The following is a 20,541-nucleotide window of genomic DNA, read 5'->3' as shown; positions in this document are numbered from 1 at the left end:
TAGAGAAGCGAGGAGTTTCCATGAAAAACTATATCATCGGCACCGCCGGCCACGTGGACCACGGCAAGACCATGCTCATCAAGGCCTTGACCGGCATCGACACCGACCGGCTGAAGGAAGAAAAAAAGCGGGGCATCACCATAGAACTGGGATTCGCCCACATCACCCTGCCCCATGGGGAACAGGCGGGCATCATCGACGTGCCCGGCCATGAAAAATTTGTGAAAAACATGCTGGCCGGGGCCGGCGGCATCGACCTGGTGCTGCTGGTAGTGGCCGCCGACGAGGGCTTTATGCCCCAGACCCGGGAGCATTTGGGTATCCTCTCCCTGCTGGGCATCCAAAACGGCATCATCGTGCTGACCAAAACCGACATGGTGGACGAGGAGTGGCTGGAGGTGGTCAAGGAGGATGTCCGCAGCGAAGTCCAGGGCAGCTTTTTAGCCGACGCCCCCATTGTGCCGGTTTCCGCCTACACCGGCGAGGGCATCGAGGGGCTGCGGCTGCTCATCGAGGAAAAACTCCAGGCGGTGCAGCAGAAAAACACCTCCAAGCCCTTCCGCATCCCGGTGGACCGGGTCTTCTCGGTGGACGGTTTCGGCACCGTCATCACCGGCACCCTCATCGAAGGCACGGTGACCGAGGGGGACGAGGTCATGATCTACCCCGGGGAAAAGCTTACCAAGGTGCGCAACCTCCAGGTCCACAACCAAACCGTTTCTACCGCCTACGCGGGGCAGCGGGTGGCGGTCAACCTGGCCAACATCAAAAAATCCGAGGTCGAGCGGGGCGACACCTTGGCGGCGCCCGGTTCGATGCAGAATTCCCTGATGTTGGATGTCAAGCTCTCCATCCTCAAGGAATGCCAGCGGGAGATTGAAAGCGGCTCCCGCCTCCACCTGTACTTAGGCTCCCGGGATGTGCTCTGCAAACTGGTGCTGCTGGATGACCGGGAGCAGCTCACCGCAGAAGAAAGCGGCTACGCCCAGCTGCGGCTCACCGACCCCATCGCCGTGAAGCGGGGGGATCATTTTGTGGTGCGGTTCTACTCCCCCATTGAGACGGTGGGCGGCGGTGTGGTGCTGGATCCGGCCCCCGAGAGGCACAAACGCAGCGACCCCGCTGTGCTGGAAAGTCTGGCCATCAAGGAAAAGGGCTCCCTAGAGGACACCATCCGCCAGGCGGTGCTGGAGGGAAGCCCCAAATTCCGGCCTTTGGACGCGGTACGGGAGAGTTTGGACATCCCCCAAGAAGAATTCGCGGCCCAGGTCAAACTGCTGGAGGAGGCTGGGGAGCTCATCCCCATCACTGGCAAGCTGGACCTCCATCGGGACTATCTCGCCACCCTGCAAGGCCAGCTAACCCGCATTTTGGAGGAGTACCACAAGTCCAACCCCCTGCAAGCCGGCATGCGAAAAGACGAGCTGCGCAGCCGCTTCCTCCCCGGCCGGGAGATCGCCCTGTGCGACAAAATCCTGGATTGGATGGAGGGCCAGGGCCACATCCGGTACGCAGGCCAAAAGGTCGCCCTCTCCACCTTCACCGTCAGCTACAGCGAAAGCCACAAGCGGCTTTCCGACAAAATTGAGAAAATCTATCTGGACAGCGGCCTTGCCTCCCCTGCCACCGACGAGGTAGCCAAGCAATTCGCCAAGGAAAAGGAGACCTTCAAACAGGTGATGGAGGCCCTTCAGGACGATGGCACAGTGATTGCCCTCAGCCCCCAGATCGCTATCCACCGCAACTATTATGATCAGGCCTTTGCTGCCTTCCAGAAGCTTCTGGAGGCGAACGGACAGGTCTCCTTGGGCGAGTTCCGTGACGCCATTGAAACCAGCCGCAAATATGCGGTGGCCCTCCTGGAATACTGGGACCGCAAAGGCATCACCAAAAAGGTGGGCGACGCCCGGGTGCTGATTCAAAAATAACCGATTTCCATTTGGGAGGGGGCTTCCCCTCCCATTTTTACAGTGTTTCTTTGCAGGAATCCGCCTTCCTGCTGCCATCATCTCAACGAGGAGGTCCTTTTCATGTTGGTCACCGTCGCTCCCTACAACCCTCAGTGGCCCCAGCTCTTCGAGGAGGAGGCCAAATCCCTTCGCGCCCTGCTGGGGGAAAATCTGGTCGCCCTCTTTCATATTGGGAGCACATCCGTCCCTGGCCTTGCCGCAAAACCCATCATCGACATCCTGCCGGTGGTACAGGATATCGATGCTCTGGATGCCCTGACCCCCCAGTTTGCAGAACTGGGCTATGAGGCCATGGGGGAGTTCGGTCTGCCCGGCCGGCGGTATTTCCGCAAAGGCGGGGAAAACCGCACCCATCAAATCCACGCCTTCCAGTATGACAACCTGGGGGAGATTGGCCGCCACCTCGCCTTCCGGGATTATCTGCGGGCCCACCCCGGTGCCCGGGATTCCTATGCCGCCTTAAAAATTCAGCTGGCATCCCAGTTCCCCGCCGACATTGACGGCTACTGCGACGGCAAGGATGCCTTTGTAAAGGAGATGGAACGCTCCGCGCTCCTTTGGCAATGGAAGAGGTTAGCGTCCCATCCATGATGAATTTTTTGGCGCACCTCCCCTATTTTCTGCTTATTTTCCCGTTTCTGTGAAAAAACAGTTGCTTCTTGCGTATATTTGTGGTAGAATATCAAAACGTAAGCAAAGCACCCGCTGTATATGGGAGTAGATGGGTGCTGGTGTGCCCCCTGGTCTTCAAAACCAGTGATAGTGGTGAACAGCTGCTTAGGTGGGTTCGATTCCCACATACTCCCGCCAATGACCCGTAGGAACAAAAAGTTTCTGCGGGTCTTTTTTGATATATCCTCCCCCTTTCCACAAAAATGTGAAAAAAATTTTATTCTTTGCGATAAAACACCCCCCTTCTTTGTTAATGGGTTGAAAGAGGTCGAAGAGACCCAATCTACTGCAAAGGAGTTTTTGCTATGACAACCACAAAACACAACTGGCTTATGGCCGGCCTGACTCTATCCGCAGCCGCCCTTGTAGCAGCTGGAGCTGCCTTCTACTTCCTCTCCCCCGCCCAGCGCATCGCCCTGGACGTCAACCCCAGCATCGAGCTGGAAACCACCCGGCTGGAGAAAGTAAGCAAGATTATCCCCCTCAACGATGACGCCAAAAAACTGCTGGAAGGGTACACCCCCAAGGACAATGACCTGGACGACGTTCTTGAAGATCTGGTCGACCGGATGATGGAACAGGGATACCTTGCCAATGAGAAGAAAAATGATGTCCTCATCACAGTGGACGATCGGGGCGCTTCCCAAAAGACGTTGGACAAGGTAAACAAAAAAGTCGCCCAATACATTGCTGAAAAACAGTTGGATGCAGATGTCCACGCACAAAAAATCGACATGGACCGGTATGACAAAGAGGCCCAAAAATGGAAAGTCTCCTCTGGCAAGATGTCGGTGATCGACCGCCTGCTCCAGAAAGACCCGACCCTCACCCCAGAACACCTGGCCGATACCCGGATCAGCGACCTGGTGGATTACGCCAAAGAGCACAACATCCCTCTGGATCTGCTGGAGGACCGTCTGGACGATTTGGAGGACCAATATCATGACGGCCATTTGGATCAGCTGGAAGACCAGCTGGATGATCGGGATGACATCCACGACCTCGACGATGATGACAAGGATGACCGGGATGACATCCACGACTCCGACGATGATGACGACAAGGATAACCGGGATGACATCCACGACCCTGACGATGATGACGACAAGGATGATCGGGATGACATCCACGACCCTGACGACGATGACGACAAGGATGATCGGGATGACATCCACGACCCCGACGATGACGACAAGGATGATCGGGATGACATCCACGACTCCGACGATGATGACAAGGATGACCGGGATGACATCCACGACCCCGACGATGATGACGACAAGGATAACCGGGATGACATCCACGACCCTGACGATGATGACGACAAGGATGACCGGGACGACGACTAAGAAAAGGCTGAATCGGGGTGGGGGGATCCTCCACTCCGATTCTTCCATTGCCTTTTTTGCTCCCATAGGGTAGAATAAGGGCAGAATGCCACATCGAGGAGGGATTACATATGCTGCTGTTCTGCGCGGTACAAGGAACCTACTCCCCTCGCCGTACAACCCTGCCGGAGATTGACGACTCCCTGCTGATCCGCGTCGGAGAGGATGACCGGGATGCCTTTGAAGAGCTGTACCGCAAATCCGGGCGGGCAGTTTACGCCTTTGCCCTCTCCCTCCTCAAAAATCCCGACGACACCCAGGATATCGTCCAGGAGACCTTTCTCAAAATCCGAGGGGCGGCCCACTTGTACCGCCCCATGGGCAAACCTATGGCGTGGATACTCACCATCGCCCGCAATCTATGCAACAGCAGACTGCGCCAATCCGCCCTCTCTGTGGAAGATTGCAAAATGGAGGATTCCCTCCAATTTTCCTATGTCACCGACCCCACCGACCGGCTGGTGCTGGAATCCGCCCTTCGAATCCTGGGGGAGGAAGAGCGGCAGATCCTCCTCCTCCACTGTGTGGCGGGGATGAAACATCGGGAGATTGCCCAAGACCTTGGAATGCCCCTTTCCACTGTTCTATCCCGCTACAACCGCTCGCTGAAAAAGCTGCGAAACCATCTCACTGCCCAGGGGGTGCTGTCATGAACAAACGTGAAATTCCGGCTGCACTGCGCCGGGCGGCAGAGCAACTACCTATGCCCCATTCCCAAGAACTGTGGGAAATGCCGGTGAGCAAACAGACAGAACTGGATTATATCACCGCTCAAGAGCTTCCCCAAGTTCCAACCCGGAGGCGCGCCTTCCTCCCTGCCTTGACCTGCTGTATTGTCCTCCTGTTTTTCGGCTGGTTTTGGCAGTACCGGATGGTGGAGACCACCGTCTTTTTGGATGTCAATCCCAGCATCCAGATCACCGCCAACCGGCGGGATCGAGTTCTGGAGGTGACGGGCCTCAATGCGGATGGCCGCAGCTTGATCGAGGGCCAGGTGTTCTCTGGCCTACCCCTTCCCACTGTGCTGGGGCAGCTGGCGGATACCCTCGCCCAAAGGAACTACCTCACCCCAGAAAAGAGCACCGTTCTCCTCACGGTGCAGAGCAGACGGCAGAGCCATGTCCAAGAGTTGGAATCCCTCCTTTCCAGCTCCATTCAGTCGGCGCTGGAACCTCGGAAAATCGCCCCTGCCATCATCCTTCAAACCTATGAAGAGGATGCCAGCCTACAGCAGGCAGCATCCCAGCAGCAGGTTTCTCCGGGCAAAATGCAGTACATCCGCCAAATACTGGAGGAAGAGGACGATTATTCCCTGGAGGAGTTGGCTTCTATGAGTTTAGAGGACCTCCGGCGGCTGGCACAGAAGGAGGCGGGCGACGACTGGGAAGAGGATGACGATCTAGAAGAGGAAGATCGGGAAGACTGGGATTCTGAAGACCAGGAAGACGATTGGCATGCCTCCCAATCCGAAAAGGACACAGATGACGGCGGCCAGGAGGACGAGGACAGCGACCGCTCTGATGACCTGGAAGAGGAAGACGACCCCGATGAAGAGATCCCCAGTGGAGAGGATGACGGGGAGGAAGATGAAGATCCCGACGATTCCGAAGAAGGAGACGATAATTGACAGAAACATGGCGGACCTGTACTGGGTCTGCCATGTCGGCTTTTCCCGGGCCTTTTGAGACTTTCTCCCTCTGCGAGGCAGGAATTTGCCCTCTTTTTTCCACTAAGTAAGTAGAACATGTGAAAAGGAGGTCTTGTCATGCAGAAGATCCTTATAGCTGCCCTATGCCTGTCCCTATTCCTGGCCGGCTGTTCTGGAAACGGGCTGGGTTCCAGTTCCAATCCCGATTCTTCCAGTGCGAGTTCCCAGTCCGCCCCAGAGGAGGTGCTAGACTGCGGGGAATACATTGACGGAAATACCGGAGAAGTCCTGGATACCGCGCCCCTCATCCAATTTGCCGCCGCCGCCCAGGAGGGAAAAGCCGCCAAGGTTTACATCCAAAAAACCACGGCGGAAGGCGACCCCATCGGGTACACCCTAACCTACCAGGATGGGGTATACACTCTGTTGGTGGATTCCCGGGCCGACCAGTTTGCCGCGGAGGAAGACCGTAAAATCTCCGAGTACACCTACTCCAACTTGGTGACCTTCCCCTCCCCCGGCGGGGTAGACGGCGATCTCACCTTCACCGAATGGTGGTTGACGGACAACCCAGAACTGACCGCTGAAACCGCTTGGGAAGAGGAATCTGCGGGATTCCTTCTGCTGGCGACCCGTTCCAACGGTTAATTGGCGCAAAAAACCAACCGGAGGGGAGGCTATGGCCTCCCCTCCGGTTTTCTGTTTCTATGCTGTTGTATCCCCAATCCCGCCCTCACGTCAAAGGCCGGCGCCGCGGTTGTAACAGTGCATCCTACCCATTGCCCATGTGCCCTGTGCTGGGTGTGACAATGCTTTTGGGGAATCGAACCCCAGCGGACCCCGCACGCTTATACCAATCCGGCTCATTCTCAGCCGGGGGAGATGGCGCCCACCCCTTTGACGCTACCACAATCCGACTATTCCATCAAATTAGTAGTCCAGTTGAGGGCCTGGATGGCAGAATCCAGTTCCCGCAGCTCTTTGGAGAGCCCATCCACCTGCTTCTGCATCTTCGCCACCGATACGGTGCTCTTTATCTTGATCTCCGAGCGGGTGGCCCGGCTGACGGTGGCGCTTGCACTCTGCAAAAAGCTGCGCAGCACCCCAATTTTCCGGGTCAGGCAGTCCCGCCTGGCCAAAAGCTGGGTCATGGTATGCCCTTCCTGGATGGTTTGGCTGTTGGTCCAGTTGATCTTGCTCATCAGTTCCTCCAGCCGGGAGAAAAGGCCGTCCAGTTCCGCCAGAAGGTCCTCCGGGCGCTCTGCGGGCTCTTCCCCCTCCTGGACTTTGGCGTTGTCTATGAGCCGGCTTTCCAGCTGGGCGATCCGCCGCTGGATGTCCGCCCGCTCGTTCAATGCTTCTGCCAATTTCATGGATTTATTCCCCTTTCTGTTCACTGGCCCCACTGGCCAATCTTTTCTTCACAATCGCCTGATGAACCAGGCCAGTCACAATGGTGGCTACCGGGACAGTGCACAAGATGCCGATGCTCCCCGCGATGGACTGGAGCACCTCCACCGCCACCATCTCCCGGTTGATCACCGAGGCAAGGCTGGAGTTGTGGGCCATCAGCAGCAGAATCTCATGGAGGCAGCTGCCCACATAGGCCAGTACCAGGGTGTTGGCCATGGTTCCCATGATGTCCCGCCCGATGTTGAGGCCTGAGGTGACCACCTGGGAAAAGCTCAGATCCGGGTTGTGGAGGAGAAGCTCCTCCAAGGAGGAGGAGATGCTCATAGCCACATCCATTACCGCACCCAAGGCCCCGATGACAATGGCCGAGAAGATCAGCCCTTTTAAATCGATGGGGGTGACTGGGTTGATGTACATGACAAAGGAAGAGTCCTCATTGATGAGGCCGGAAATTTTCATCAGGTTCTGCATGACCACCGTGATGAGGCCGGCCACCCCTACCCCGCCGATGCATCCCACCGCCGCGGAGAAGCTTTTGGGGCTGAAGCCGATGACCACCCCAAGTGTCATGACGATGATGTAGCAGCTGACCAAAAAGGTGACCCAATAGATGTTATATCCCTTGATGATGGCGGGCAGCATCACAAAAAACACCGCCGCCACTGTAAGGGCCAAGGAGAGGACGGTGTTGACCCCCTGCCTGCGGCCAAACAGGATGAGAAGGAACAAAAACGCCCCCACCAAGGCGAAGAGGTACCCCTCCCGCAGGTGGTCAGCCAGGTACCAGACCACATTGTCATCCTGATCAAAGTCAAAGGTGACCAACACCTTTTCCCCTTCGGTGTAGGGGTAGGGCTTGGCGGTCAAATCCTCGTCCACCCGATGGGAGATGGAAACCGTCTCCCCTTTCATCACCCCTTCCAGCAGGAGGACGTCCATTTCCAGCTGGGTGTAGTGGTTCTGCATGCCGCCGAATTCCTCCACCTGGCTTTCCACCTTGGTGAACCGGAGAATTTTGGCCCGGTAGTAGCTGTCGGAGGAATAGCCCCCGCCAAAATAGGGGTTATCGCTGGTGGCGACGCGGTTCCCAACTAGCAAAAGAAGGATGGAAACAAGGATTAGTGCGGTGTATTGTACAGTTTTTTTCTTCAAAATCTCATCCCTTTCTTTGCTAAAATAACACAAATCGCCCCATTGCGCAAGGGAGGCAGGGGATGCAGGTTTTCTACGGATGGCGGTTTTTGCGCTCCGCGGGCTTTTGTGGATTGCATCTTAACCAAGCCCTGCCTGGCCGGCCTTGACGGGGAAACTGCGGTCTTTTTGTGTTTTTTGACAAATCTTTTGTACAATAAGCTGAAAACACACCCCTCCAATCCGGTGGGGGAATCCCCAAAGGAAGGGGTTTTCCCCCTGGTCAACTATATCGCAATATGATATAATAGAGTCGTCAAATGTCTGAGGATTCTTCCGCCTTATCATAGTTGACCCCAAACCGGTTAATCTAATTTCAATGTAATACGAGACAACTGCTTGACAGGAGATTGTTATGAAACTGCAAGATAAACACCTATCAACCCTTCTTATCGCCCTGGCCGTGCTGGTCGCCGCCGCATTGGTCATCCTCGACCTGCCCCTTGATCAGGGGCGGAGCAGCCTATCCTACCAAGGGGAGAGCATCGGCTCTTATTACCCTGCTTCCCCCTCCCAAGGGTTTGCACTGCTGCTGGCGGAGCCGGAGGGCTCGGAGCGGTACCGTCTCAAACCCATCATCCGTCTGGCCCAGGAGGCGGATCTTCCGGTGCTTACCCTCAACCTGGAGGAGGTAGACCTGGCCTTTGCCATGGAGGCCCTCTCCAACACCGCGGGAGTGGAGGAGGAGGACATCCTTTTGGCCGCCTATGGACGAGCTTCCCAGACCCTGCTGGAGGAGGCCGCTTATCTGGAGGGTGGCGAAGCCGGCGCGGGTTTGGCCCTCTTTGCCCCGCTCACCAGCCCAGAAGCTTTTGAACCGGGGGAAATCACCCTCCCCACCTTGATTTTGGGCACCACTTCTGACGACGTTGCCCCTCCGGAACAGCTGGCTCAGTTGTACAACAGCCTTTCCGGGGATGAGATTTTGGCCACCGGTTTTGGCATCAAAGCGGACCAGCAAGACATCTCCCTTCGAATTGTCTCCGGGGTATTCCACGCCCACAACACCTATTCCCGGGAAATCACCACCGCATTCTCCCAGTGGCTGTGGGATACCTACGCCATTCAAATCCCAGAGGTCTCCCCCGGCTCCACTGTGCGTCCTCTCCTCTGGGCAGGCCTTTACCTTTTCTGGGGGCTTGCCATGGTCTTTTTGTACCGCCAGCTTTCCCACAGCGCCCTGGAGGTCAGCTATTCCCTTCTGTCGGTGAAAGGGGCCCCTTCCGGCCGTTATATCACCCGCAAATCCCTGTACTGGCTGCTGGCTCTCCCCCTTGCAGCGGTGATCTTTGGGGTGCTGTGGCTGCTCCCTCTGGAGCTCCCCCTGCTTTCCATCGCCTTTCTCTCCTGGCTGGCGGCCAACGCAGGGCTCTCCTGCTACCTGTACCGGTCTGGGAAAATGCCTGGAGTCTCTACCCTTGCCCGTCCTCCCCTCGCCCCGTTGGGCGGCAAGAGGGTCGGTTTGAGCCTCCTTCTCACCGCTGTCACCTTTTTGTGGGGTGTTGTCCTCGCCCGCAGCGGCTTCATGGGTTGGGATGCTTCCCTCCCCCACTGGATCGCCTTTGCCATCGCCCTGCCCATCTGCGGGCTGGCCTCCGGCCTTTTCACCTACGAATCCCTGGTGATGGAGGAGTTTAAAATCTCCCTTCCAGTGCGGATTGGGTTGCAGCTGGTCCAGTTCCTGCCCCTTGCGGCGGCTGGCGCATTCTGTGTCCCCATCAACTACTGGTCCGGGGTGCTCATCTGTGTCATCGGCCTCGCCACTTTATGGGCGGTGCTGCTCCTCTGCCGGGTGGTGCAGTACCTGTCCGGATCGCTGGTGACCAGCGGCCTGTGCGGCGGCCTCCTGCTGGCGGCCTTTTTCACCTTGGCTGCTGTATAAACCGCTTTTTTCCCGCCTGGGGCTTTCCCGGGCGGTTTTTTTCTGTCTTTTCCTCTCCTCTAATTTTTGATAGAATAAGAAGTAGATTCCTAAAAAACGGAGGGCTTTTCTGTGATCATTTCCCATCCATCTACCCCCAGCGCTCCTCTCCGGGAAAAACTGCGCCTCCCCCGGAGGCTTCTCTTCCTTCTGCTGGTCCCCCTGGGGATGGGCCTTTCCCAGTTTGCCAGCCAGGATCCGGAGCGGACTGAGCGGCTTTTCAGCGGGGGGTATTACCCCATCCTATCCCAAATGTTCAACCGGATCACCGGCCTTGTCCCCCTCTCCTTGGCGGAGTTCACGGTGGTGCTTGGCATCCCCGCCGCCGTTGCCTGGGTGGTTCTCTCCATCCGCAAGGCGGTGCGCTCCCCTGGGGAACAACGGCAAAGGCTTCTCAACCTCCTCTCCACTTTGCTGGCAGTGGCCGCAGGCTTCTATTTTATTTTTGTCGTCACCTGTGGGGTCAATTACAGCCGGATGCCCTTTGCCTGGCATGCAGGGCTCACCGTCCGGCCCAGCAGTGCAGAGGAACTGGCCCTCGCCTGCGTGGATTTGATCGCTGACGCCAACCGCTTGCGGGAAGGCCTCCCCGAAGACGAAGAAGGGGTGTTCCAGCTGGAAAAATCGGTCTTTGCCACCGGCAAAGCCAGCCGGACTGGATTCCACCGCTTGGCACAGGAAATCCCTGCCCTCGGAGGGGATTACAGCCCGCCCAAACCGGTGCTGCTCTCCCATTTGTGGTCCTATACCCAAATCACTGGGGTGTTCACCTGTTGGAGCATGGAGGCCAATGTCAACATCGACGTGCCGGATTTCACCCTCCCTTTCACCATGTGCCATGAACAAGCGCATCTGCGGGGCTTTATGCGGGAAGATGAAGCCAACTTTATCGCCTATCTGGCCTGCATGGAGTCGGAGGACCAAGCCATCCAATACAGCGGGGCCTCCATGGCGGCCATGTATGCCATGAACACCTTGTATCAGGCGGATTATGAGCGGTTTTGTGAACTCTACGCCACCTATTCCCCTGGGGTGCAGCGGGATTTTGCCGCTCAATCCCGCTATTGGGCCCAGTTTGAAGGCCCAGTGGCGGAGGTCTCCGACAAGGTCAACGACACCTATTTAAAGGCCAACCGCCAGACCGACGGGGTGGCCAGCTACGGCCGGATGGTGGATCTTCTGCTGGCCAACTACCGGGCCAAGCATGGGGTGGAGTGAAAGGGGCCTTTCACCCCTACAACCCATTTTCTAGGGCTTGTCACCCTATGACCCTGATTTCCTAGGGCTTCCAGCCCCCACACCCCCGAGGTTATGCAGGGCGCCTGTCACCCCTGCACCCCGGTGCAGAACAAGATTCCATCTTGCAGTGGATATGCAGGGCGTTGCGCACCCCTGCACCCCGCGCTCCCTTTTTTGTGTGAAAAAAGGGAGGGAAAAAGCACATTTAAGGGGGGCCGAACCGCTCGCGGCACGGTCGAAGTCCGGCCCCCCTTAAAAAACCCCCTCTGCCAAGGGGAACTATAGTTGTATAAGAAAAACCCATTCAACTACATGAATGGGTTTTGTTTTTTATTGTTGTTTTTCCTTCTTTTGTGCAAGATGCTCTTTCAAAACTAAGTTTACATATTGAGAAAATGAGCGATCACATTCCTCCGCTAAAAGCTTGACGCTTTCAATGACATCCTCATCCAAAGTAAGGCTAACCCTCTGCTTTAGCGGTCTCATAGTAATCCCCCCTTTTTTCATCAATAAGATAATACTATAATATGATCCTAAGTATTGACTTTTAATACAAAGTAATATAAAATAATATCGTTGAATGATTCAATTCCCCCTCCTAAACGCGCAGGGGGATTTTTAAGGGGGCACAGTCAGCTGATGCTGACCGTACTGACTTCGACCGTGCCGCGAGGGCATCCGCGTTAGCGGAAAGATTTCCCGCTCGAGGCGTGGAGAGCCTCTAAGGGAAATCTTCCGAGCGTACCAGTTGCCGCGAAGTGGGGGACCGGGGTCTCCCCGGCAGTCTTTCGCCTCCTTTCTTCTGTAAGAAAGGAGGGCCTGGGGTTCAAGGGGCAGGCATAGCCCCTTGTAGCTAGGCTTTGGGGGTGCGTGCCCCCACAAACTATTGCAAGATGGAATCTTGTTAAAACCCACCCGACCTGGGGTTCAAGGGGCAGGCATAGCCCCTTGTAGCTAGGGTTTGGGGCCGTGCAGCGCCCCATAAAATCTTAAAAAAGGAGGCATCGCCATGTATATAGATGATATTCTAAAAGAGATCGCCCGGAAAGACAAGGTGTCCCCGGAATACGTGCGGGAACAGATGCAGCTTGCCATCCTGGACATATACAGCAAACAGGATCAAAGCCCGTTGATCCGCTCCATGTTGGACAACATCCCCCACAAGGGGGAAATCCCCACCGTGGAGGAGTTTATCCCATACTTGGCGAGTTTTGTCGCCCATCTCCGCGAACAGGATACAAAACCCATCCATTAACATGCCCCACCACTTTTACCTACCCTAATATAACGAAAAAGCCGTCCCTGGGCCGCACTAGGGACGGCTTTTTCGTATGGTTCGTCAAACACGTACAGAAATTTTATTTCATTTTGTGGTTGACATTCCCTCTTTGTACTGGTATAATTATCACATAAAGTAATTTTCCATTTCAGTTTATATCATGCAAAACTGCCGCTGCAACAGGGACAAGGAGGAATGACGATGAATGTAGAAGAAATGGGCTTTTCGACTCGAACACAAAACGCATTAAAGCGCAATGGCATCCACCGGATGGAACAGCTGCAGGGATTGGGGTTGAGCGAACTGCTGTCCCTGCGGGGGATTGGCGTCCGGGCAGCAGCGGAGATCCAAAGGAAGGGCAGCGCCGTACCCCGCAAGCCAACGAAACAGGAGCTTTCCCAATTTCTGGCCCTGAAAAAAGAGGCGGAGAGCTACCAAAAGCGGCTGCGGGAACTGGAAAAGGACACCGCTTCCGACCCAGTGGAGATGGAAAAAATCCGGGAGAAGTGCCGGGAAGCCAGGATGCGCTGCCTCAAGGAGATACAGTGGCTGGAGGATTTTTTGCAGACCATCCCGGACAGCCGGTTGCGGCTTATCTTTGCCAAGCGGTATCTGGAGGGCAAAAGCTGGCAGGCAGTGGCCTTTGCCATCGGCCATTACGATGAACAGTATCCCCGCAAGCTGCACAACCGGTATTTGAATACATAATCGGGAGCTTCGGCTCCCTTTTTTGCTGCCCGGCAGCGGGGTGAACTCTTCCCTTCCCCCCGGCATAGGATAGCCGGTAAGCCACATTCCCTATGCACCCATCTTTCCATTTTGGCATACCAATGGTAGCAAACACCTGGTTTCCTCCCAGGTGACACAGCGAGGTGATGCAAATGCAGGAAATACTCAAAGTCGATAAAATAGTAGGAAAGTATCAGGCCGCCAACGGAGAGATAACCGCCATTGACGACCTGAGTTTTACCGTGCAGCAAGGCGAATTTATCAGTGTCGTCGGCCCTAGCGGCTGCGGCAAATCCACCCTGTTGTCCATTCTCTCGGGTCTTCTCACCCCCACCCACGGCACCGTGACCCTGGCGGGCAAACCGGTGGATGGGATCAACCCCAACGTGGGATATATGCTTCAGCGGGATAACCTGCTGGACTGGCGGACCATTTATAAAAACGTCCTGTTGGGCCTGGAAATTCAGCATCAACTGGATAAAGAATCGGTAGCCTATGCCGAGGAGCTTTTGAAAACCTATGGTTTGTGGGAATTCCGGGACAAATACCCAGCCCAGCTCTCCGGCGGGATGCGCCAGCGGGCTGCGCTGATCCGCACCTTGGCCACCCGGCCCCGGCTCCTTCTGCTGGATGAAGCTTTCTCCGCTTTGGATTACCAAACCCGCCTGGCGGTGACCGATGATGTCTACCGCATTTTAAAGGGGGAGAATATCACCGCTATCATGGTGACCCATGACATCCCGGAGAGCATCAGTATGTCCGACCGGGTTCTTGTTCTGACTAGGCGTCCGGCAAAAATTAAAAACATCCACGCCATTGATTTCGGCCCCAACCGTTCCCCCCTGGCCTGCCGGGACGACCCAAAATTCAACCAATACTTCAATTTAATCTGGAAAGAGCTTGATGTCCATGTCTAACGCCACACTCTCCAAAGAGCGCAGGGAGTATCTTAAGAAGAAAAAAATCCGCAAGACGTCGGTCCTCTTCACCCAGATTTTTATCCTGGCAGCGCTCATTGCCAGCTGGGAGATCCTCGCAAACCTGGGCGTCATCGACAGCTTCCTCATGAGCCAGCCCAGCCGGATCGTCAAAACCTTTTTGAACCTCTCCGCCAACGACCTGCCCCTTCACCTGGGGGTCACCTGTTATGAGACCCTCACCGGCTTCCTGTTGGGGGCCTGCGGAGGCACTTTATTGGCCGTTGCCCTGTGGTGGTCGGATTTCCTCTCCCAAGTGATGGAACCCTATCTGGTGGTGCTCAACAGCCTGCCAAAAATCGCCTTGGGCCCAGTGATCATCATCTGGGTGGGGGCGGGTACCCAAGCCATCATCGTCATGGCCCTGGCCATCTCGCTGATCGTAACCGTGCTGGAAATGCTCAATGGCTTTCTCGCCACCGACCCAGAAAAGATCAAAATGGCCCGCACCTTCGGGGCCAGCCGGATGCAAATTTTGCAGAAGATCGTCTTTCCCTCCAATCTGACCACCCTTTTCAATTCCCTAAAGATCAACATCGGCCTGTCGCTGGTAGGGGTCATCGCTGGGGAGTTCCTAGTCTCCAAAGCGGGGCTGGGGTACCTGATCGTCTACGGCGGGCAGGTGTTCAAGCTGGATCTTGTGATGACCAGCGTCATTATTTTGGCAGTGATGGCCGCCGTCCTCTACCAAGCGGTGGTAATCCTTGAAAAATATGTATCCAAACGAATCAGCCACCTGGGCTGATTCCAACCGAAGGGAGTTTTGCAGTTGAAACAGTTCAAAAAACCTCTGGCAATGCTGCTGGCAGCCGCCTTTGTAGGAGCGTCCATGATGGGATGTTCCCAGCAGCCATCTGAAACCGAAACCCCTCTGACCAAGGTCACAGTCAGCGAGGTGACCCACTCGGTGTTCTACGCCCCCCAATACGCGGCCATCAACCTGGGCTTCTTTGAAGAAGAGGGCATTGAAATCGAGCTTTCCAACGGCCAGGGTGCCGATAAAGTCATGTCGGCGGTGCTGTCTGGACATATCGACATCGGCTTTGCCGGGCCGGAAGCCACCATCTATGTGGTCAACGAAGGCCGGGAAAACCACCCCCAGGTGTTCGCCCAGCTGACCCAGCGGGATGGTTCCTTCCTGGTGGGCCGGCAGCCGGAGCCGGATTTTGACTGGAGCCAGCTGGAGGGAAAAACCATCCTACCCGGACGGAAGGGCGGTGTCCCCTACATGGCTCTGGAATATGTGGTGAAGAGCAAGGGCCTCACCCCCGGTGAGGACGTCATCTTTGACGACAGCATCAAGTTCGAAGCTATGACCGGCGCCTTCACCGCGGGCACTGGCGACTATGTCACCATGTTCGAACCCACTGCCTCGATGATTGAGGCGGAAGGCAAAGGTTACATCGTCGCCTCGGTGGGCGAAGAGGCTGGTGAGATCCCCTACACCGCCTACTTTGCCAGCAAAGAGCTGATCGAGAAAGACCCTGCCCTAATCCAACATTTCACCAACGCCATTTACAAAGGGCAGCAGTGGGTTGCCACCCACACCCCGGAGGAGATCGCCAAAGCCATCGCCCCCTCCTTCCCCGACACCGACGAATCCCTTTTGGCCACCGTGGCCCGCCGGTACCAGGAGATTGGCGCCTGGAGCACTGATCCCATCATGAAGGAGAGCTCCTTCGACCTGCTCCAGACGGTGATGACCTCCGCTGGGGAACTGGACCAGAAAGCTTCCTATGACAAAGTTGTCAACAACTGTTTTGCCAAGGCTGCGGTAGAGGCCCTCGGCAAATAAAATACCCTCTTGCAGAAAATCCCCTTGTGCTACGGCGCAGGGGGATTTTTTCATTCCCTTTACCTGTAGGAGCCTACATATGTCCCGCTTAACCGGATCAACAGATGGTTTCAGGTAAAACAAGGATGGGGCCTGTGCTTGTCTGTAACTATTTTCTGATTCTCAATGCAATATTTGCAGCATCCTGTCCAAAAGTTTCTGTAAAAGTGCCAGTCCCCATTCCTAATTTTCGGACAACATTCCCATATTGAGAAATTTTTCTCATTCTTCACCCTCTGTGGGCGGAGAAAAGTATGAAGTATTTGTAAACTAATAACGATTTATTTTGAAATTATTGTCAGAATCTATAAAAAATGGATCAGAAGCTATTTTTTTTCAATAAATACTACCCATTCCAAAAAAAACATGCTACAATAAGGTAAATTGTTATTAGTGTGAAAATATTTCTTTACGCCAATGAGGCCAAGGGAGAAAGGGGGATCCAAGCTTTACAATCCAGCTATCGAAGAGAGGCATTTAATCAGTAAGGAGATGAATTGTAATGGGATTCTTAGAAGTAATGAACAGCAAGCCGCTTTACATAATGGTAATGATTGGCTTGGGCTATGTATTCCTGATGTGCGTGTTTATGATGCAGCGTGCATGGAAACACTGCTTGTCTTTGGGAATGACGAAAAGCCAGTTGATGGATATTGTGAAATCTTCCACAATTTACACCATCATCCCCTCTCTGTCTGTTGTCATCGGCCTGTTCTCCCTGTCCACCGTTTTGGGCGTTCCGTGGTCCTGGTTCCGTCTGTCGGTCATCGGTTCGGTGAGTTACGAATTGGTCGCTGCAGATATGGCCGCCATCGGCGCCGGGTATGACTCCCTGGCTGCCCTGGTCGCCGCCAACGACGTATCGGTTGTCGGTTCGGTTATGCTCTCTATGAGTATCGGCATCATCGGCGGCGTTGTGGGCTGCTTGTTCATTGGTAAGAAAATCCACCTCAGCACCATGGAATACAGCGCATCCAACGGTGAGTGGGGCGCGCTGATGATGGCTTGCTTCACCATGGCTATGCACTCTGTATTCCTGCCTGCCCGAAGCATCTTCATGGGTTCGGTCGCCACTGCTACCCTGTTAACCTCGGCTTTGTGTACCTACCTGCACAACTGGGCTGTCAAAAAGTACGGCATCCGTTGGCTGAGCAACTTCACTATGGCTGACTCGCTGATTGTCGGTATGGCGAGCGCTATTCTGTGGACCAACCTTTTGGGTTAAGGAGGTAAGTGAACAATGAGCAAACATCCTGGTGTTAGTGAATATGTAAATACAGCCCATAATATCGGCCGTATCGGCACCGTTATCGCCATCGCCTTTATGCTTGGCATTCCCCTGGTTTTGTGCGCCATTTATGACATTATGCCCAGCTTCAACCAAGTAGTCGTTGGCGCCATGGGCCTTCTGACGATGTATGTGCCCACCGCCCTTTCGGAGGTTATCAGCTTCACCCCCATGCTGGGTTCTTCCTGCTACATCTGCTTTATTACCGGTAACGTGCAGAACCTGAAGATCCCCTGCGTGCTCAATGCTCTGGATCTGACTGGCGCTTCCCAGGGCACTGACCTTGGCGACGCTGTCTCCTGCATCGGTGTTGCCGTTTCCTCTATGGTCACTATGATCGTTGTCGCCTTGGGCGTTGTCCTGTTGACTCCCCTGCAGCCCATTCTGACTCATCCCATGGTAAAAACCGCTACTGCCTATATGCTTCCCGCTCTGTTCGGCAGCTTGGTTGTCGGTACTATTATGGGTAAAAAATCCGGTGACTATATGATTCAGAATAAGCCTCTGGCTATGGTTCCTCCTCTGATCGCCATCATTCTGTTTAACTACCTGATTCACCCCATCAAAGGTAAAGAAGGTTTTGCCCTGTTGGCTTGTATCCCTCTGACCCTGCTGAGCGCCTATATCTTCTTCAAAAAAGGCTGGATCAAAGTCACCCCCATCAAAAAAGATTAAGTTTCTGCTTTTCCAAAAACCGGCTTTCTGTTGGAAGGCCGGTTTTTTATTTTCGCCTATGCGTTAATAGATTAACCAATAATACTGATTCTTTTTTAGAGGCTCCTATAAAAATCTGAGTTTTTAAATTTTTTTTTGAAATATCTATTTTCAAATTTATACTTTTATGGTACACTACAATCAAATAAAAATATTATCCAATAAAGGGATGTGAATTTATGGATTGCAAAGGCAAAATGCACAATAAAACGGTCATTATCACCGGAGGAGGCAAAGGCATCGGTTTTGGCGTGGCCACAGCATTCGCCAAAGAGGGAGCGAACCTTGTGCTGACTGGGCGCACCCCTTCCACCTTGGAAAAGGCAAAAGACTCCTTGGAGAAAGACTACGGCATCAAAGTGCTGACTGTTGTCGCCGACGGCGGCGATGAGGCTTCTGCACAGCTTGTGGCAGAGAAAGCCATGGAGGCTTTCGGCCGTATCGACACTTTGGTCAACAATGCTCAGAATTCCAAATCAGGCGTCCTGCTGGTGGACCACACCAAGGAAGATTTTGACCAGGCCATCTACTCCGGCCTGTACGCCACTTTCTTCTATATGAAAGCCTGTTACCCCTATCTCAAAGAGAGCAAAGGCTCTGTGGTCAACTTTGCCTCCGGCGCCGGAATCGTCGGAAAAGTAGGCCAGTCTTCCTATGCTGCGGCTAAAGAGGGTATCCGCGGTCTCTCCCGGGTAGCTGCGGCAGAGTGGGGCCCTGATGGCGTCCGGGTCAACATTGTCGCCCCTCTTGCCATGACCAAGAGTCTGGAGCAGTGGAGAGAAGCTTACCCCGCTTTGTATGAAAAGACCATCTCGGATATCCCCCTTGGGCGCTTCGGCGATCCGGAAACCGATATCGGCCGAGTCTGCGTATTCCTCGCCTCTGAAGATGCCGCCTATATTACTGGCGAAACCATCTCCCTCCAAGGCGGAAGCGGCCGCCGGCCATAGCCTTCTTCTTTTTGTTCCAATTAAGAGGTGCTCCCAAATTTCGGGGGTGCCTCTTTTCCATCCAGATCAAAGGCGCCGTCATTGATTCCATCCGCAAAATGTGGTAAACTGGAGGAAGTTTGCAGTGGATTCCTGCCGATTTTCCCAGAAGGAGAGAAACGTTTTGTTGTACAACGATGGAAAAGCTGGATTTTTGACCACAATCATTGGTCCGATGTTCTCAGAGAAAAGCGGTGAGCTCATCAAACGCTGCCTCCAGGCTAGGGAATACCAAAACAAACATGTGGAGGTGTTCAAGCCCCGGCTGGACAACCGGTTTAGCGACGATGAGGTGGTCAGCCGGATCGGGCTGCGGATGAAGGCCCATTCCATCCACCAAGACCTCTCCCAGGTGGATATTCCTGGGGAGATCCTCGCCCCCTGCCAGGATGCCCATATGGTCGCCTTTGACGAGGCCCAGTTCTTCTCCCAGGAGCTGGTGGGGATTGTAGAGCTTCTACTCCAAGAGGGCAAACACGTCATCGTAGCGGGTCTAAACCTGGATTACCTAGGCAGGCCTTTTGGCTGCATCGGCACCCTGCTTCTCTTTTCCGATGAAATTGTCACCAAAAGCGCCTTCTGCAAATGCTGCGGCCGGCCCGCTATGTACACCCAGCGGCTGGTGGACGGCAAGCCCATCTCCCGTACGGAAGAGGATGAGCGGCTGGTGGTCATTGGGGACAGCGAATCCTATGAGCCCCGCTGCCGCCTGTGCGTCGTGAAAGAAAATCTGGTCAAACTGGATTAGAGGAGGGGTTTTCCCATGGAGATCTGTGCCGCCACAAAGGGGGATTTGGAGGGGGTTCGCCTGCTATACCGGGAGCTGTTCTGCCGCATGGCCCTCTTAGAGCCTGCGTATTTTCAGCCTACGGATCAAAACCAGGAATTTTTGGAGAAAATTCTGGAGCATGACCTTTCCGCCCTATTGGTCGCCAAGGAGGGGGAAGAGGTCCTGGGCTTGGTGCTGCTGACCGAGATGCACACCGCCCCATACGACTGCCTGGTGCCCCACACCTACGGCTATCTCATGGATTTGGTGGTGGAATCCAGCCAGCGGGGCCAAGGGATCGGCACCCAGTTGATCCGGGCCGCCCGCCGCTGGAGTGAAAAACGCGGCCACGCCTATCTGGAATTGGGGGTCCTCAACAGCAACCTTCGGGCAGCGGAACTCTACGAACGGGAGGGCTTTTCCCCGGTGATGACCACTATGCGCCTCCCCCTGGGACAAAACTAGAATCCCATATACATGGCAAAGGACCATCTTTCCCTAGGGGGAAAGATGGTCCTTT

21 protein-coding genes and 1 tRNA gene are annotated in these 20,541 nt (G+C 54.8%); 19 read left to right on the top strand and 3 right to left on the bottom strand.

Annotation, left to right across the window (positions count from 1 at the left end):
* The first annotated feature begins 20 nt into the window (after positions 1 to 20).
* From selB to BQ5353_RS10810, 7 genes are all read left to right on the top strand, one after another.
* Entirely contained in the window at positions 21 to 1,928 is a 1,908-nt protein-coding gene (gene selB, locus BQ5353_RS10840; protein ID WP_071428229.1) for a selenocysteine-specific translation elongation factor, read from the top strand.
* 102 nt (positions 1,929 to 2,030) lie between these two features.
* Entirely contained in the window at positions 2,031 to 2,561 is a 531-nt protein-coding gene (locus tag BQ5353_RS10835; protein ID WP_054332324.1) for a GrpB family protein, read from the top strand.
* Positions 2,562 to 2,683: 122 nt separating this feature from the next.
* A tRNA-Sec gene (locus BQ5353_RS10830) sits at positions 2,684 to 2,780 on the top strand.
* Between the two features lie 167 nt (positions 2,781 to 2,947).
* On the top strand, positions 2,948 to 3,991 hold the full coding sequence (locus BQ5353_RS10825) for an anti-sigma-I factor RsgI family protein (protein WP_071428228.1): 1,044 nt from the start codon (positions 2,948 to 2,950) through the stop codon (positions 3,989 to 3,991).
* A gap of 110 nt (positions 3,992 to 4,101) precedes the next feature.
* Complete coding sequence (locus tag BQ5353_RS10820; protein WP_082398610.1) at positions 4,102 to 4,683, top strand: RNA polymerase sigma factor; 582 nt, start codon at positions 4,102 to 4,104, stop codon at positions 4,681 to 4,683.
* On the top strand, positions 4,680 to 5,657 hold the full coding sequence (locus tag BQ5353_RS10815; protein WP_054331699.1) for an anti-sigma-I factor RsgI family protein: 978 nt from the start codon (positions 4,680 to 4,682) through the stop codon (positions 5,655 to 5,657). The genes BQ5353_RS10820 and BQ5353_RS10815 overlap by 4 nt, the downstream gene beginning before the upstream one ends.
* Before the next feature lie 138 nt (positions 5,658 to 5,795).
* Positions 5,796 to 6,326: a DUF4362 domain-containing protein gene (locus tag BQ5353_RS10810; protein WP_054331698.1), complete on the top strand. Its 531-nt coding sequence runs from the start codon at positions 5,796 to 5,798 to the stop codon at positions 6,324 to 6,326.
* Between the two features lie 269 nt (positions 6,327 to 6,595).
* Here BQ5353_RS10810 and BQ5353_RS10805 read toward each other — a convergent pair whose 3' ends face one another.
* Together BQ5353_RS10805 and BQ5353_RS10800 are read right to left on the bottom strand one after the other, a co-directional pair.
* The gene (locus tag BQ5353_RS10805; RefSeq protein WP_054331697.1) at positions 6,596 to 7,051 is read right to left on the bottom strand and encodes a DIP1984 family protein; all 456 of its coding nucleotides are present in this window, start codon (positions 7,049 to 7,051) and stop codon (positions 6,596 to 6,598) included.
* Positions 7,052 to 7,055: 4 nt separating this feature from the next.
* Positions 7,056 to 8,243: a YibE/F family protein gene (locus BQ5353_RS10800; RefSeq protein WP_143117221.1), complete on the bottom strand. Its 1,188-nt coding sequence runs from the start codon at positions 8,241 to 8,243 to the stop codon at positions 7,056 to 7,058.
* 394 nt (positions 8,244 to 8,637) lie between these two features.
* Between BQ5353_RS10800 and BQ5353_RS10795 the strand changes: the two genes are divergently transcribed.
* A complete protein-coding gene (locus BQ5353_RS10795) occupies positions 8,638 to 10,164 on the top strand; it encodes an alpha/beta hydrolase (RefSeq protein ID WP_054331693.1) in 1,527 nt (508 codons plus the stop codon).
* Positions 10,165 to 10,275: 111 nt separating this feature from the next.
* Positions 10,276 to 11,421: a DUF3810 domain-containing protein gene (locus tag BQ5353_RS10790; RefSeq protein WP_054331692.1), complete on the top strand. Its 1,146-nt coding sequence runs from the start codon at positions 10,276 to 10,278 to the stop codon at positions 11,419 to 11,421.
* A gap of 351 nt (positions 11,422 to 11,772) precedes the next feature.
* Here the strand turns inward: BQ5353_RS10790 and BQ5353_RS10785 are convergent, their stop codons facing one another.
* The gene (locus tag BQ5353_RS10785) at positions 11,773 to 11,928 is read right to left on the bottom strand and encodes a ribbon-helix-helix protein, CopG family (RefSeq protein ID WP_054331691.1); all 156 of its coding nucleotides are present in this window, start codon (positions 11,926 to 11,928) and stop codon (positions 11,773 to 11,775) included.
* Between the two features lie 523 nt (positions 11,929 to 12,451).
* On the opposite strand from BQ5353_RS10785, the gene BQ5353_RS10780 reads away from it, so the two are divergent.
* The 10 genes from BQ5353_RS10780 to BQ5353_RS10735 all read left to right on the top strand — a co-directional run bounded on the left by BQ5353_RS10780 (position 12,452) and on the right by BQ5353_RS10735 (position 20,486).
* A complete protein-coding gene (locus tag BQ5353_RS10780; RefSeq protein ID WP_054331690.1) occupies positions 12,452 to 12,697 on the top strand; it encodes a sporulation initiation factor Spo0A C-terminal domain-containing protein in 246 nt (81 codons plus the stop codon).
* A 225-nt stretch (positions 12,698 to 12,922) separates the two neighbouring features.
* Entirely contained in the window at positions 12,923 to 13,429 is a 507-nt protein-coding gene (locus tag BQ5353_RS10775) for a DNA-directed RNA polymerase subunit alpha C-terminal domain-containing protein (protein WP_071428226.1), read from the top strand.
* A 173-nt stretch (positions 13,430 to 13,602) separates the two neighbouring features.
* Positions 13,603 to 14,367: an ABC transporter ATP-binding protein gene (locus BQ5353_RS10770; protein WP_054331687.1), complete on the top strand. Its 765-nt coding sequence runs from the start codon at positions 13,603 to 13,605 to the stop codon at positions 14,365 to 14,367.
* Positions 14,360 to 15,172: an ABC transporter permease gene (locus BQ5353_RS10765; RefSeq protein WP_195254275.1), complete on the top strand. Its 813-nt coding sequence runs from the start codon at positions 14,360 to 14,362 to the stop codon at positions 15,170 to 15,172. The genes BQ5353_RS10770 and BQ5353_RS10765 overlap by 8 nt, the downstream gene beginning before the upstream one ends.
* A gap of 84 nt (positions 15,173 to 15,256) precedes the next feature.
* Positions 15,257 to 16,222: an ABC transporter substrate-binding protein gene (locus tag BQ5353_RS10760; protein ID WP_233424530.1), complete on the top strand. Its 966-nt coding sequence runs from the start codon at positions 15,257 to 15,259 to the stop codon at positions 16,220 to 16,222.
* Positions 16,223 to 16,763: 541 nt separating this feature from the next.
* Positions 16,764 to 17,486 carry a DUF5058 family protein gene (locus BQ5353_RS10755; RefSeq protein ID WP_071428224.1) on the top strand — a complete coding sequence of 241 codons (723 nt, stop codon included), beginning with the start codon at positions 16,764 to 16,766 and terminating at the stop codon, positions 17,484 to 17,486.
* 15 nt (positions 17,487 to 17,501) lie between these two features.
* Positions 17,502 to 18,224 carry a hypothetical protein gene (locus tag BQ5353_RS10750; RefSeq protein WP_071428223.1) on the top strand — a complete coding sequence of 241 codons (723 nt, stop codon included), beginning with the start codon at positions 17,502 to 17,504 and terminating at the stop codon, positions 18,222 to 18,224.
* 218 nt (positions 18,225 to 18,442) lie between these two features.
* Entirely contained in the window at positions 18,443 to 19,213 is a 771-nt protein-coding gene (locus tag BQ5353_RS10745; protein WP_054331686.1) for an SDR family NAD(P)-dependent oxidoreductase, read from the top strand.
* A 163-nt stretch (positions 19,214 to 19,376) separates the two neighbouring features.
* A complete protein-coding gene (locus BQ5353_RS10740) occupies positions 19,377 to 20,000 on the top strand; it encodes a thymidine kinase (protein WP_204211310.1) in 624 nt (207 codons plus the stop codon).
* A gap of 15 nt (positions 20,001 to 20,015) precedes the next feature.
* Positions 20,016 to 20,486 carry a GNAT family N-acetyltransferase gene (locus tag BQ5353_RS10735; RefSeq protein ID WP_071428222.1) on the top strand — a complete coding sequence of 157 codons (471 nt, stop codon included), beginning with the start codon at positions 20,016 to 20,018 and terminating at the stop codon, positions 20,484 to 20,486.
* Positions 20,487 to 20,541 lie beyond the last annotated feature (55 nt).

Origin of the sequence: Merdimmobilis hominis (genome assembly GCF_900104615.1) — a bacterium.
Taxonomy (GTDB): Bacteria; Bacillota; Clostridia; order Oscillospirales; family Ruminococcaceae; genus Merdimmobilis; species Merdimmobilis hominis.
Note: the sequence above shows the minus strand (reverse complement) of the source record. Positions and strands in the feature narration are given on the sequence as shown.

Coding starts and splice junctions, on each gene's coding strand:
- selB (WP_071428229.1), top strand. CDS start 21: ATGAAAAACTATATCATCGGCACCGCCGGCCACGTGGACCACGGCAAG.
- BQ5353_RS10835 (WP_054332324.1), top strand. CDS start 2,031: ATGTTGGTCACCGTCGCTCCCTACAACCCTCAGTGGCCCCAGCTCTTC.
- BQ5353_RS10825 (WP_071428228.1), top strand. CDS start 2,948: ATGACAACCACAAAACACAACTGGCTTATGGCCGGCCTGACTCTATCC.
- BQ5353_RS10820 (WP_082398610.1), top strand. CDS start 4,102: ATGCTGCTGTTCTGCGCGGTACAAGGAACCTACTCCCCTCGCCGTACA.
- BQ5353_RS10815 (WP_054331699.1), top strand. CDS start 4,680: ATGAACAAACGTGAAATTCCGGCTGCACTGCGCCGGGCGGCAGAGCAA.
- BQ5353_RS10810 (WP_054331698.1), top strand. CDS start 5,796: ATGCAGAAGATCCTTATAGCTGCCCTATGCCTGTCCCTATTCCTGGCC.
- BQ5353_RS10805 (WP_054331697.1), bottom strand. CDS start 7,051: ATGAAATTGGCAGAAGCATTGAACGAGCGGGCGGACATCCAGCGGCGG.
- BQ5353_RS10795 (WP_054331693.1), top strand. CDS start 8,638: ATGAAACTGCAAGATAAACACCTATCAACCCTTCTTATCGCCCTGGCC.
- BQ5353_RS10785 (WP_054331691.1), bottom strand. CDS start 11,928: ATGAGACCGCTAAAGCAGAGGGTTAGCCTTACTTTGGATGAGGATGTC.
- BQ5353_RS10780 (WP_054331690.1), top strand. CDS start 12,452: ATGTATATAGATGATATTCTAAAAGAGATCGCCCGGAAAGACAAGGTG.
- BQ5353_RS10775 (WP_071428226.1), top strand. CDS start 12,923: ATGAATGTAGAAGAAATGGGCTTTTCGACTCGAACACAAAACGCATTA.
- BQ5353_RS10770 (WP_054331687.1), top strand. CDS start 13,603: ATGCAGGAAATACTCAAAGTCGATAAAATAGTAGGAAAGTATCAGGCC.
- BQ5353_RS10765 (WP_195254275.1), top strand. CDS start 14,360: ATGTCTAACGCCACACTCTCCAAAGAGCGCAGGGAGTATCTTAAGAAG.
- BQ5353_RS10760 (WP_233424530.1), top strand. CDS start 15,257: ATGATGGGATGTTCCCAGCAGCCATCTGAAACCGAAACCCCTCTGACC.
- BQ5353_RS10755 (WP_071428224.1), top strand. CDS start 16,764: ATGGGATTCTTAGAAGTAATGAACAGCAAGCCGCTTTACATAATGGTA.
- BQ5353_RS10750 (WP_071428223.1), top strand. CDS start 17,502: ATGAGCAAACATCCTGGTGTTAGTGAATATGTAAATACAGCCCATAAT.
- BQ5353_RS10745 (WP_054331686.1), top strand. CDS start 18,443: ATGGATTGCAAAGGCAAAATGCACAATAAAACGGTCATTATCACCGGA.
- BQ5353_RS10735 (WP_071428222.1), top strand. CDS start 20,016: ATGGAGATCTGTGCCGCCACAAAGGGGGATTTGGAGGGGGTTCGCCTG.